Annotated in this window: 11 protein-coding genes; 7 read left to right on the top strand and 4 right to left on the bottom strand. The window is 65.0% G+C overall.

What is annotated here, in order from left to right; translation table 11 throughout:
* The 3 genes from VGQ94_05345 to VGQ94_05335 form a co-directional block, all read right to left on the bottom strand.
* On the bottom strand, positions 1-2622 hold a 2622-nt coding region (locus VGQ94_05345), incomplete at its 3' end, for a protein kinase (protein ID HEV2021933.1).
* Between the two features lie 211 nt (positions 2623-2833).
* Positions 2834-3220 (bottom strand): hotdog domain-containing protein, encoded by a 387-nt coding sequence (locus VGQ94_05340; GenBank protein ID HEV2021932.1) that lies wholly within the window; start codon positions 3218-3220, stop codon positions 2834-2836.
* A 55-nt stretch (positions 3221-3275) separates the two neighbouring features.
* Entirely contained in the window at positions 3276-4340 is a 1065-nt protein-coding gene (locus tag VGQ94_05335; GenBank protein HEV2021931.1) for a PilZ domain-containing protein, read from the bottom strand.
* Positions 4341-4454: 114 nt separating this feature from the next.
* Here VGQ94_05335 and mnmG point away from each other — a divergent pair, with 114 nt between their 5' ends.
* A complete protein-coding gene (gene mnmG / locus VGQ94_05330; protein ID HEV2021930.1) occupies positions 4455-6569 on the top strand; it encodes a tRNA uridine-5-carboxymethylaminomethyl(34) synthesis enzyme MnmG in 2115 nt (704 codons plus the stop codon).
* A 182-nt stretch (positions 6570-6751) separates the two neighbouring features.
* A complete protein-coding gene (locus tag VGQ94_05325; GenBank protein ID HEV2021929.1) occupies positions 6752-7246 on the top strand; it encodes a hypothetical protein in 495 nt (164 codons plus the stop codon).
* Positions 7247-7329: 83 nt separating this feature from the next.
* Here VGQ94_05325 and VGQ94_05320 read toward each other — a convergent pair whose 3' ends face one another.
* Positions 7330-8022, bottom strand: a complete 693-nt coding sequence (locus tag VGQ94_05320; GenBank protein ID HEV2021928.1) for a hypothetical protein — start codon at positions 8020-8022, stop codon at positions 7330-7332.
* A gap of 206 nt (positions 8023-8228) precedes the next feature.
* Here VGQ94_05320 and VGQ94_05315 point away from each other — a divergent pair, with 206 nt between their 5' ends.
* The 5 genes from VGQ94_05315 to yajC all read left to right on the top strand — a co-directional run bounded on the left by VGQ94_05315 (position 8229) and on the right by yajC (position 12971).
* Entirely contained in the window at positions 8229-8927 is a 699-nt protein-coding gene (locus tag VGQ94_05315) for a 16S rRNA (guanine(527)-N(7))-methyltransferase RsmG (GenBank protein HEV2021927.1), read from the top strand.
* Between the two features lie 507 nt (positions 8928-9434).
* The gene (locus tag VGQ94_05310; GenBank protein HEV2021926.1) at positions 9435-10247 is read left to right on the top strand and encodes a ParA family protein; all 813 of its coding nucleotides are present in this window, start codon (positions 9435-9437) and stop codon (positions 10245-10247) included.
* 235 nt (positions 10248-10482) lie between these two features.
* Positions 10483-11283, top strand: coding sequence for a ParB/RepB/Spo0J family partition protein (locus VGQ94_05305; protein ID HEV2021925.1), 801 nt, complete (start codon positions 10483-10485; stop codon positions 11281-11283).
* 121 nt (positions 11284-11404) lie between these two features.
* On the top strand, positions 11405-12553 hold the full coding sequence (tgt, locus tag VGQ94_05300; GenBank protein ID HEV2021924.1) for a tRNA guanosine(34) transglycosylase Tgt: 1149 nt from the start codon (positions 11405-11407) through the stop codon (positions 12551-12553).
* A gap of 154 nt (positions 12554-12707) precedes the next feature.
* On the top strand, positions 12708-12971 hold the full coding sequence (gene yajC, locus VGQ94_05295; GenBank protein ID HEV2021923.1) for a preprotein translocase subunit YajC: 264 nt from the start codon (positions 12708-12710) through the stop codon (positions 12969-12971).
* Positions 12972-13041 lie beyond the last annotated feature (70 nt).

Here is a 13041-nt window from a genome sequence, read left to right as displayed (position 1 = left end):
GTTCAGTACTACGTGGATGGGCGAAGCCTCGGGCTTGCCGGCAGGCTTCAGGACCAGGAAGCGGTCTGAGGTGGGCCCGGGCGCGAAGGCCACGCTCTCCGGGGGCAGGGGCAACTCCTGCGGCGTGCCGAACTGGAAGGTCGCGGGATCCGAGATGGGCACTGTCATGAGCTTGGTGCCGCCGATGAAGTAGAGTTCCTTGTCGTCGTGGCTCCACTGTGGGTTCCCGCCGCCCCCGTTGGAGATCTGCCACTTGCTTCCCGGTCCCGGGAACGCGGCGACGTAAACTTCCGCGCGCCCGGATTCATCCGACTGGTAGGCCAGCCATTTGCCGTTGGGCGAAAGCTTGGCCCCCTGCTCGGACGCGGGACTTTGAAGGAACTTGGTGAGCTTGCGGTCGCCTTTCAGGTCAACGAAGAAGACGTCTTCCCGGGTCTTGTTCTCCTGCACGTCTCCGAACAGGTAGCGCCCGTCGCGGGACCAATCGGTCACAGTCAGCCAGGAGGGGGAGTCCACCAGGTTCTGCTGAGTTCCCGCGCCGCTGATGGGCTGCGTCCAGAGCTGGCCGTGCGAGCCGTTGCTGTTCGTGTCGACCGCAACCATGTTTCCGTCCGGAGAGAGGGCGTAGCTGAGGTTTGCCGCCTCGGCGAAGGTCGCCCGCGACATGTTATTGCGCTTCAGGTCCACCACCCAGACGTCCGCGTTCTGCGAATCCTTGTCCACCCGGGCCAGCGCCAGTTTGCTGCCATCCGCGGATAGTTGCGGATCAAAGTACAGCCCCGGCTCGCCCACTTTCTCCAGCTCGCGGCCGCCGCGGTCCATCCATGTCGCCTGCGTGGAGGTGGAGACGCTCTTGCGGTACAGCAGCATGCCGCTGCCAGAGGCGGCAAAGTACGCCATATCGCGCGCGTTCCAGTAATCCACCTTCTCGGCCACCGCGATGGGGCTGCCCTTCACCTTCAGGCTGCCCAGGTCGAACTGCTGCGCCACCAGGTTGCCGTCCTTCAGGTAGAGCAGGTAGCCGCCCGAATACTGCGCGTTGGAGGCGCGCTCCAGCACCTGCTTGGGCTCGCCGCCCTTCAGCGAGCCGGCGTAGAGACTGCCGGCCACCGTTCCCGCGGGTTCGCGCCTGATGAACAGAAAGTGCTCGCCGTCAGGCAGGAAGTAGGGATTGCGGTGCGTCCATGCCGCCTTGGCATTGGTCACCTTCTCCGGCGTTCCCCCGCCCTCGGGGACGCGGTACAGCGATTCATAGATGTTGGGCGTGAAGATGATGGTGCCGTTCGGGCTCCAACTGCCGCCGCGCCCCTCGGGCGCGTCGCAAAGGATCTGCACCGGGCCGCCTGCAGCCTCGATCTTCTTCAGCTTGCCGCCCGAGAAGAAGGCGACCGAGCGGCTGTCGGGGGACCAGAAGACGAAGGCGGCGCCCTCGGTGCCTTCCAGCGCGTCCGTCCGACCCGAGGCCAGGTCGCGGACCCAGAGCCGCGCGCCTTTGGGGTTGCCGGCTACAAACGCCAGCTTGGTCTCGTCGGGTGAGATGGCAGGCGCACCGAGAAGCGCTCCGACGAAAACCATCCCGGGCGGAGGGCTAATCTCGGCCGCGAGCGGCCGCTCTCTCTGCCGCAGATGCCCACTCAGGACCACCGCCGTGATTGCCGCAGCCAACGCCGCCGCCCAGCCGACCCCCGCAGCTGCCAGCAGCAGGCGCTTGCGCAGAAGCCGCTGCGCCGCCACCGGAGCTGCGACTCCCGCCTGCGAGCCGCCCTCCAGGATCCAGTGCAGTTGCAGGTTCAGATCGTGCGCCGTCTGGAAGCGCTCGTCCGGGTCTTTGGCCAGGCAGGTCTTCACCACCCGCTCCAGCGCCGGCGGGGTCATGGGCTGCAAGGTGGTGATGGCCGGCGGCTCCGACGACAGGATGGAGGCGATCAGGCTGGCCCTGGTCTTACCCGTGAACGCCGGCCGCCCCGTCGCCGCCTCGTAGACCACCATGCCCAGAGCGAAGATGTCGGTGCGCGCGTCCGCTTCGCGGCCCTCGAGCTGCTCCGGCGCCATGTATTGGAACGTCCCCATGATGGTGCCTTCGGCGGTCAGCTTGCGGTTCTCCGCCGTCAGCTCGCTGAGCGCGGCCGCCATGGGCGCCGGTTGTTCCGTCAGCTTGGCCAGGCCGAAGTCCATCAGCTTGGCGCCCGACTTGGTGAGCATGACGTTCGAAGGCTTCAGGTCGCGGTGGATGATTCCCTGCTTGTGCGCCGTTTCCAGCGCGTCGGTGATCTCGATGGCCAGCCGCAGCACCTGCTCCGCCGGCAGCGGCCCGCGCTCCAACCGCTGCTCCAGGGTTTCGCCTTCCAGGAACTCCAGCACCAGGAAGGCGGCGCCACCCTGCTCGCCCACGTCGTAGAGGGTGCAGATGTTGGGATGCGACAGGTTGGAGACCGATTTCGCTTCGCGTTCCAGGCGCTGCTTGAGCGCAGGATTGTCGGAGAGATGCTGGGGCAGGACCTTGATAGCGACGGTGCGGTCGAGCCGCGTGTCGCGCGCGCGATACACCTCGCCCATCCCGCCCGCGCCTACCGGCGAGAGAATCTCATAAGGGCCAAACTTGGTTCCGGCGGCGATGGACATGAGTGCCGCGCATTATAGCTCGGGTGACCCTTTGGCTTGACCTCTCGTCCTCCTCTTGCTATACAGGCGCTCTCCCTAGGAACATTCCAAATCGTTATGTGGCGCAACCTGCGCTCCCGGAGCCTTCCATGCCCAAGGTGCGCGTCATGAGTTGGGCGGGTCGGCGCCCGCCCCGGCGAAATGAGCCGTAGAGACGTTGCATGCAACGTCTCTACTTCCCCGTCTTCTCCCGGATCCTTGCCAGGCTGACGACGGCCCGGGTGACCGTGCCCCGGCCGAGCTCCTGCTCGCCGTTGCGCACCGAGACGCGCAGCACGTAGAAGCGCCCGTCGAAGGACTCCAGCACCGCCTCCGCCCGCGCCACCGTCCCGATCCCGGCCGAGGCCCGGTGCTCGATGTGGATGGCCGTGCCGACACTGATCTCATCCCCCTCGCAGTAGGGATGCAGGGCGTGGAAAGCCGCCGTCTCCATCAGCCGGATCATGTCCGGGGTGGAGTACACCGGCGGCAGCATTTCGTGATGAGAGGTTAGGGTGTGCTTGAACTCGACGCGCTCTTCCGCTTCGCCGCGCGCGCCGATGGGGACGGGTCTTGCCATGCCTTCAATATACGGAAAAGGGGCGCAGAGGCACCACCGGCGAATGCGCCCGGGCTTACTTCTTCTCCTCCGGTGCTGGTTCACCACCGGGCCAATTCTGGAAGAGGTCCTCGACCGCGCGGATCAGGGCCGCGATCTCCTGCTTGGGGACTTCGAGCTGCACCGCCTGGATGTCCTTCGCCAGGTGCTGGCACATCAAGGTCACCAGCCGCACGCGCTCCCCGTTCAGGAAGGAGATGATCGGGAAGGAGTCGTCGTGTTTGGCGTGGAGTTCCATCCACTGCTGCACCGCCCAGGCGCTGTGGCGCGCGTGGCCCAGCGCCTCCCGGAACTCGCCCAGCACCTCCGCGTCCACGTCTTCGGAAAGGAGCATTTCCTCCAGGTCGCGCAGCTCCGCGCTGGCCTTCTGCAGGCGCTGCCCAATCTCTTCCCGGTGGAGCTTGGACGCCTCCTCCGGCGGCTGGCTCGTGCCTCCCAGGTGCTCGATCAATTCGTGCAGGCGCTGCTTGTTCTCCGCGTCCGTCTCGGTGAATTCCAGCCCCATGCCCACTCCGGGATGGCAGGTGCGGACGACCACGGGAGAGGAGATCTCGATGTCGTCGGCGCGGATCAGCAACTCAGTGTGCGTCTTCACCGGCAGCGCCGACGTCGTCTGCAGGTAGCACCCGCAGCGGCTGATGTCGGCGAGCTCGGTCCAGAGCATGGGGGCATCCGGCTTGGTGCGCACCTCCACACCGCCGCTGCAACTCAGGCGCTGGTGCCCGCGGTTCTCTTCCTTCTTAGAGCCCGCGACTTCGAACTCGTCCACCAGGGAGTCGCGGTGAAGTTCCAGCGCCCAGATGTTCTTTTCTTTCTCCAGATACTCGATCGCGATCTGGTCGTGCTTGGCAGTCCCGGGACGCCCCACCCAAACCACCTTGCAGCGCGCTTTCTGAAGTTTGTACTGGAGCCCGATTACCTCGCCCAGCGTGATCAGGCCGCGCACCCCGGCTAAACGCGCGCCGTCGTGGCTGATGTCGATGGTGTTGGCGAGCTGGGAGAAGGGCTTGCCACTGGCATCCATCCCCCAGACGCGCACGGGGAGAACCAGCTCGATGCGGTTTTTGGTGCGGCGGCCCATGGGTGGACTCCAGCCTGGACGGCCGGAACATTCTACACGCCCCAGGACACAAGTAAGGTGCGCTTCGCCTGCAAATTTCCTTCAGTTGCTAGAATGGGAAGCCGCGCCGAGTCCATGCCGTTCGCCGAACAATACGATGTGGTGGTTGTCGGCGCCGGTCACGCCGGATGTGAGGCCTCGATGGCCGCCGCCCGCATGGGCCTGAGGACCGCGCTCTTTACCCTCAACCTCGACCTCATCGCCCAGATGTCCTGCAACCCGGCGGTGGGCGGAATCGCCAAAGGCCATCTCGTCCGCGAGGTGGACGCCCTGGGCGGCATCATGGGCGAAGTCACCGACGCCGTCGGCATCCAGTTCCGCCTGCTCAACACCTCTCGCGGCCCCGCCGTCTGGTCGCCCCGCGCCCAGTGCGACAAGCAGCAGTACCGCCTCAAGATGCGCCAGGTGCTCGAATCCCAGCCCAACCTCCACATCAAGCAGGCGGAGGTGGCGGATGTGATTGTCGAAGACGTTCCGCGTTCCTCGTTTCTGGTTTCTCGAGAGGCTGATGCTGCTCACGAGGAACGAGAAACGGGAAACGAGAAACCCGCCGAGCGCCGTGTGGCGCGAGGCATAAAGCTCCGCGACGGCCGCACCGTCGGCGCCCAGGCCGTCCTCATCACCACCGGGACGTTTTTGAACGGCCTCATCCACTGCGGCACCGAGACCTATCCCGCGGGACGCTCCGGCGAGCCGCCCTCCCAGCTTCTCGGGGAAGCTCTGAAGCTGCTCGGTCTGCGCGGCTGCCGCCTGAAGACGGGCACGCCCCCGCGCCTGGACGGCCGCTCCATCGACTGGTCACGCTTCCCGCAGCAGCCCGGCGACCCTGAGCCCACGCCCTTCAGCTTCCGCACCCGGAAGATCACGCAGAAGCAGGTTCCCTGCTACATCGCCTACACCACGCCTGAGACCCATCGCATCATCCGCGAGAACGTGCATCGCTCGCCCATGTACTCCGGGCAGATCCAGTCCATCGGCCCGCGCTACTGCCCCTCCATCGAAGACAAGATCGTCAAGTTCCCCCACCACGAGAAGCACCAGCTCTTCCTCGAGCCCGAGGGCCTCAACACCCACGAGATCTACCTGAACGGCATGAGCACTTCCATGCCCATCGACGTGCAGTTGGCGATGGTCCACTCCATCCCCGGCCTGGAGCGGGCGGAGATGCTGCGCCCCGGCTACGCTATCGAGTACGACGCCATCGATCCCACCGAACTCGAGCGCACGCTCGAAACCAAGAAGGTCGCCGGGCTTTACCTCGCCGGACAGATCAACGGAACGTCAGGCTACGAAGAGGCCGCCTGCCAGGGCATCATGGCCGGCATCAACGCCGCGCTGAAGGTGAAGGAGGAGCCGCCGCTCATCCTCGACCGCACCGAGGCCTACACCGCCATCCTCATTGATGACCTCATCTCAAAGGGCACCAACGAGCCCTACCGCATGTTCACCTCGCGCGCCGAGTTCCGCCTGCACCTGCGCATCGACAACGCTGACTGCCGCCTCACCCCGCACGGCCGCCGCGTCGGACTGATTGATGACGCCGCCTGGTCCGCCTTCCTCGCCAAGCAGGAACGCATGAAGAATCTGCGCGAGCTTCTGGAAAAGACCCGCGTCACAGCCGAAATGCTGGAGAGGATTACGCCTTTCAATTGTCATCCTGAGCGAAGCGCAGCCGAGCATGGCGAGGTGAGCGCAGTCGAAGGACCCCTACCCCCTTCGCAGACTCCGGCCAGCGCCGTCGGTACTTCCCTGGCCCAGCTCCTCAAGCGCCCCGAGGTCTCCATCGAGCACCTCTCGCCCATCCTGCGCGAACGGATGCCCTCATTCTTTCTCCGCGATCTCTCCGCTTCCTCGGCGTCCTCTGCGGTGGAGCATTTGCCTTCGGACACCCGCGGCGAAATGAAGTCGGTCGAGACCGAGCTCAAGTACGCCGGCTACCTCGACCAGCAATCCCGCGCCATCGAGCGCCTGAAGAAGGCCGAGCAGCGCGCCATCCCCGACTGGTTCGACTACGCCTCGATTAGCGGCCTCTCCCGCGAGATGAAGGAAAAGCTCCTGCGCGTCCGCCCCCGGACGCTGGCCCAGGCCTCGCGCATCCCCGGCGTCACGCACGCGGCCGTCTCCCTGGTCCACGTCTTCATCGAGATCCAGGCCCGCCGCCACGCCGCAGCCGCTGCCTTGTCATCCTGAGCGAGCCCCGAGCAGCGCGAGTGGGCGAGTCGAAGGACCCCTACCTCGCCAGAACCCTTTCCCGTTGTCATTCTGAGCGAAGCGAAGAATCCATGCATTTCTGCATACCGTTTGCATCTGAAGCCCGCCTGTGGCACAACTAGGGCGGGCCGTGGCGTGACCGCGGCCGTCTTTTTGAAGCAATGTCCGACCGCCAGCCATCCGGAACCGCCGAACTCCTCGCCGCCCTGCTGCTGACCGCCGCTCCGCTCGCCGGCGTGGGCTGGATCCTGTGGCGCACCTCCGTCTTCACCGTCGATTCCCTGTTCACCATCCTCATCCTGCTGACCATCTCCGGCATCTTCTCGCTCGATCTGCTGCTGGAGTTCTACCACCGCTTTCTGAAGGGAGCGGGCGCCGCGTCCAAGGCGCCGGTGCGCGTGGGCGCTGCCCCCGCCGCAGCCGCCGGCGAGACCCGCACCGAGAGCGGCGTGATCCGCAACATCCAATACTTCGAGGCGGCGGTCGGCGTGCCCAACAAGTCGCTGGTCACCTTCACCCCCGACGGGGCCGCCACCTCCTACCTGCTCAGCCTCTGCGGCAACGTCCAGAGCCAACTCCAGACCGGCCGCCGCGTACAGCTCACCTACCGTGCCGCCACCGAGTGCGACACCCTGCTCTCCTGGAATTACCTCTAGGGTTGTAAGTTGAGGTTTGTCATCCCGAGCGCAGCGAGAGACCTGCTTTTCCGGTCTAGCCGATTACCCGATTACCCGATGCTTCAGCCCCGCTCGTACTCGTGCTTGGCCTCAAGCGCCTCGAGCTCCGCCCGCGTCTCGGCTTCGATGGCCTCGCCCTGGGCAATCAGCTTCTCCAGCGGCTTGGCCCAGCCGCGCGCCATCTCGATCAATCCGGCGTCCATCAGGCTCGACTTGGCCAGCCCCAGCATCTGCTCCGAGGTCGCGTCCAGATACTCCAGGTCCACCGGCTCCGCCAGGCAAACCTCGCCCCCGCCCAGCTTGTGCCCCAGCCAGTACACCTTGCGCCGCAGGAAGGCGGCCAGCTGCTCTTCCGTAGCCCGGTGGAAGGTCATGCGCCGGTTCTTGAAGTCGTAGTAGCGGCTGGAGAGCGACACCGGCACCCGCTTCCCTGACTTCACGAACTCCAGCTGCTTGTCGTCCACGTTCGAGCGCACCGCATTCACCGACGCGGATTCCGTATCCGCCGGCTCCATCGATGCGAACGCCTGCTTCATCATCACCTGCGTCAGGTTGACCGCCACTTGCGCGTGCAGCCCCTCCGTCCCCTCCAGCCACACCTTGGAGTGCAGCGAGTAGAGGTCGGAGCCCGAGGTCGAGGCCCGGAAGGGCCACGCCAGCTCAATGGACACCGGCAACCCGCACAGCGTCATGTACGCCACGCGCTTCGGGCTTCCCTGCCCCGGCGGCTCCGGATTTGTCTGCTGCGTGCTCATATGTTGTCTGTCATCCTGAGCGGAGTCGAAGGCCCCCCTACCCTCTTCTGGCACCGTGTGGATGCGGGCCGCGCGCCCGCAACGTGGCTCCACCGAGGAACCGCAATTCTACCGTGCGCGGGCTCCGTGCGGCGGACTGTGTGGCACGAACGTCTCGCTCCTGCGTCCCCGGCCGTGCGCCGCTGGCGTAGAATCCTCCCGCTCCCATGGATCCCGCGCGCATCGCTTCCCTGCTGGCTCCTTACCTGGTCCCGGATTCGCTCACGGACCAGCAACTCGCCCAGGTCTCCACCTACCTCGACCTGCTGCTCAAGTGGAATGCGCGCATCAATCTGACCTCGGTGCGGCAGCCCGAAGAGATCGTCACCCGCCACTTCGGCGAATCCTTCTTCGCCGCCCGCCACCTCTGTCTCTCCCCGCTTGTCATCCCGAGCAAGCGCGACCGAGCGGAGGCGAAGGAGCGCGAGTCGAGGGACCTCGAGCTTTCGAATCTCATCGACTTCGGCTCCGGCGCCGGTTTTCCCGGCCTGCCCATCAAGCTCTATGCGCCGGCACTCTCCGTCACCCTGATCGAATCGAACCAAAAGAAGGCGACCTTTCTGCGCGAAGTCATCCGCGCCATTACATTGACTAATATCGATGTATTCGCCGGTCGCGCTGAAGACTGTTCTCAAACCGCCGGGATCGTCACCCTGCGCGCCGTCGAGAAGCCCGAGCGGGCGCTGGCCGCAGCCGTCCGCCTGGTCTCTCCCGGTGGCCACCTCGCCCTTTTCTTGGGCGCGGACCAGGCCAGCGCAACCCCGGGGTTAGTACCTGGATTCTCCTGGGGCGTCCCAATTTCTATTCCTGGTTCATCCGGTCGTGTTCTACTGGTCGCGGCAATCGCCGGCTGGGAATCAGACTAGTAAAAAGTGGGGTGGAGACATCGATTCTGCCACAGTATTTGCGTCTGAACTACGAGTGTATATGATTTCTGAAGGTTAAAGTGGTCCTCGGTTACTTAAGATTACTCATCTGGTGCACGCGATAGAGGAACCACTCTGGTTAAGAACCAGGATAGTAAGAAGTGGGAAGACACAAGCGACATTTGAGGCATTCTTAGGCTTATTTTAGCTAATCTATGCCGAAATGCCTATGAATGCCTGAGATTCTGGCAGCTGCCTGGCGGTCAGGTCCACGCCAGAGTAATTGTTCCACGTGGAACATCCCATTCTTTCCGTCCGCGCTAGGCCTCTATGGCCCAGCAGCCTGAAATTGTTCCACGTGGAACATTCCCTGCCCCCAAGGGTGCCTGGGGCTAGGGGATCTCGCGTTCCGCCGTCGACTCCATGGACTGCACAATATTGGGGCATTGCACAGGAATACAGAGCTCGGCTACGCTGTTCCCATCTGGCGGAACTCACGGAGCCCCCATGGGACGGGTCATTGCGGTAGCCAACCAGAAGGGCGGCGTGGGCAAGACTACCACTGCCATCAACTTGGCCGCATCCTTCGCCGCCGCCGAGGTGCCCACGCTGCTAGTGGACTGCGATCCCCAATCGAACTCAACCAGTGGCGTCGGCTTCGCGAAGGACCCGGCGCGCCTCAGCACCTACGAACTGGTGATGGGCGCAGCCACTGCGGAACAGGCTCTCCAGGCCACTGAGTTTGAGAACCTGTGGCTGATTCCTTCCAGCAAGAACCTGATCGGCGCCAACATAGAACTGGTGGGGGAAGAGCGGCGCGAGTTCCGGCTACGGGAGGCACTCGAGCCCATCCGCGACCGCTACGTGTTCACCGTCCTCGACTGCCCGCCGGCGCTCGATCTGCTGACGCTGAACGCGCTGGTGGCGGCCGACTCCGTCCTCATCCCCATGCAGGCCGAGTATTTCTCCCTCGAAGGAGTCAGCGAGTTGCTGGATACGCTGGAGCGCCTGCGCCAGGGCCTGAACCCCGCGCTCGAGGTCGAGGGCGTCGTGCTCACCATGTTCGACGACCGCACCAACCTGGCGCAGCAGGTGGCGGGGGAGCTGAAGACCTTCTTCGGCGACAAGCTGTGCTCGACCACCATCCCGCGCAACGTGCGCCTGGCGGAGGCGCCCAGCTACGGCCAGCCGGCGCTGGTGTACGACCCGCGCTCGCGCGGCGCGGAGAGCTATCTGCGGCTGGCCAAGGAGCTTATGAAGCGGCAGATGAAGCGGGCGGCGATGGCCGAGAGTGCCGCCGAAGTACATTTATTAACGTAAATGTATATTGCAAATTGCAAATTGCAAAAGACAAGGTGAAAACGAACACGGGCGGCGCAGCACGGTAGCGGCCTGAAATGAAGACGGGAAGGGAATCATGAGCCAGGAGAAGCGGAAGGCGTTGGGGAGGGGCCTCGAGGCGCTACTGCCGGGGCGGGGAAGCGCAATAGCGACGCCGCCCGCGCCGCCGCCGGGGCCGGCAGCGGCGTTGGTCCCGGCCGCGGCTGGGACAATGATGGCGACGGCGGCAGAGGGCGGGGAAGCCGTGCGCGAGATCCCTGTGGAGCAGATCGATCGCAACCCGTATCAGACGCGCACCCGCATGGACGAGGCGGCGCTCGCCGAGCTGGCCGCGTCCATCCAGTCGGTGGGGGTGGTGCAGCCGGTGGTCGTGCGCAAGATTGATGGCGGTCGATATCAACTCATCGCCGGACAACGCCGCTGGGCGGCGGCGCAGCGGGCGGGGAAGCGCACGGTGCCGGCCATCGTGCGCGTGGTCTCGGCGGAGCAGGCGCTGGAGATGACCATCATCGAGAACCTGCAGCGCGAGGACCTGAACCCCATGGAGCAGGCGCGCGCCTACGAGCGCCTGTCGAAGGAATTCGGGCTCACCCAGGAGCAGATGGCCCAAAAGACGGGCAAGGACCGCGCCTCGGTGGCCAACTACCTGCGCCTGCTGAAGCTGCCCCTCGAGGTGCAGGTGGAGATCGAGAACGGCCCGCTGACCCTGGGACACGCCAAGGTGCTGATGTCGCTGGAGTCGCCCGAGCTGATCGCCAAGGTGGCCAAGGTGGTGGTGGAGGACGCGCTTTCGGTGCGCCAGACCGAGGACGTGGTGCGCGACATCCTCTACCCGGTGGAGAAGAAGGAGCAGGTCCGCTACGTGGATCCCAACGTGCGCGAGGCGGAGCGCGAATTGCAGCGCGCGCTGGGGACGAAGGTCACCATCAAGGACCGCAAGGGGAAGGGAAAGATCATCATCGAGTACGCCACGCTCGAGGACTTCGACCGCGTGGTGCAGGCGTTGAAGAAGTAAGACCCCTTCGCCGCGGATTAACGCGGATAGACGCGGATTGAACGACTAAACGCAAGGTCCTTCGCCCGCCGCGGCGGGCTCAGGATGACATTCCTCCCTTCAGTTAGAATTCCCCGTTGAGATGACTATGAAGTTTGATATCGAAGCCCGCTGCGGGGCGGCGCGCGCGGGGCGGCTGATCACGCCACACGGCGAGGTGGAGACGCCTGTCTTCATGCCTGTGGGCACGCAGGCGACCGTCAAAGGTGTGGGGCAGGAGGCGCTCGAAGAGCTGGGAGCGCAGATCCTGCTGGCCAACACCTACCATCTGCTGCTGCGGCCGGGACACGAGACCGTGCGCCGGATGGGCGGGCTGCACCGGTTCATGTCCTGGGAGCGGGCGCTTTTGACCGACTCCGGCGGATACCAGGTCTTCAGCCTGGCGGAACGGCGCAAGGTCACCGAAGAGGGCGTGGAGTTCCGCTCGCATCTGGATGGGTCGCTGCACTTCCTTTCTCCGGAGAAGGCGATGGAGGTGCAGCAGGCGCTGGGAGCAGACGTCATCATGGCGCTGGATGAGTGCACGGAGTATCCGGCAGACAGGGAGCGGGCGCGGGAGTCGCTGGAGCTGACGCTTAGGTGGGGAGCGCGCTGCTTGGAGAGCAGCGGGCTGCCAGCTGCCCGCGGCGGGCAGGCTCTATTCGGCATCGTGCAAGGGGGGATGCACGCGGAGTTGCGGCGGGAGTCGGCGGAGCGCACCGTCGAGATGGGCTTTGACGGCTACGCCATCGGGGGGCTGAGCGTGGGCGAGCCGCGCGCGCTGACGCGAGAGATGGTTGCGGCCACGCTGCCGCATCTGCCGGCCGACCGGCCGCGGTATCTGATGGGCGTGGGCACTCCGGAGGAGATCGTGGAATACGCGGCGCAGGGCGTGGACATGATGGATTGCGTCCTGCCCACGCGCGCCGGGCGACACGGGCTGCTCTACACCTCCGAGGGCAGGATCAACATCAAGCAGGCGCGCTTTGCCGAGGATGCGGGGCCGCCCGATCCGAACTGCGGCTGCCGGGTCTGCGCGCGCTACACGCGGGCGTACCTGCGGCATCTGTACGTGGCAGGAGAGGCGCTGGGCGGGGTCCTGAACACGCTGCACAACCTGGCCTACTACCTTGACACCATGCGAGCCGTACGTCATGCTATTCAGCTTGGGAATCTTGAAGAATTCCTTTCTGGTTTCCGGGCACGCAGCCTGAGCTCCCCGATCGCGGTTCCCGGGGAAGACCCGGCCTAGCAAGAAAGGTCACGCCACTCGTTCCCGGAACAATCAAGCCTGACCCGCAGCGTGGTGTGTGGGCAGGTTAGACACAAGGAATCTTGCGCTTTTGACGGTTTTGCCCAGTCTGGGAGCGTTTTTGCAGCAGAGCGGAGGTGCGGGCGGAAGCCTGTTGTGGCTTCCCTTGGTCGCCACCTTCGCCATTTTTTATTTGCTGCTTATCCTGCCGCAGCAGAAGCGGCAGAAGAAGTGGCAGAAGATGCTGGGAAACCTGAAGAATGGGGACAAAGTGGTCACCAGCGGCGGGATCCGGGGCACGGTGATCGCGCTGCGCGAGGACCACATCCACCTGCGGGTGCCGCCGGACAATCTGCGGCTCGAGGTGGCCAAGTCGGCGGTGTTGAGCGTGACGCCGGCGGAGGAAGGCGGGAAGTGATAAGGATGCTCGCCCTTCGACTACGCTCAGGGCAGGCTAACAACGCGCACCGGCGCGGTCGCTCGCCCAG

The sequence above is a fragment of the Terriglobales bacterium genome, assembly GCA_035937135.1.
Classification (GTDB): domain Bacteria; phylum Acidobacteriota; class Terriglobia; order Terriglobales; family Acidobacteriaceae; genus DASYVL01.
Note: the sequence above shows the minus strand (reverse complement) of the source record. Positions and strands in the feature narration are given on the sequence as shown.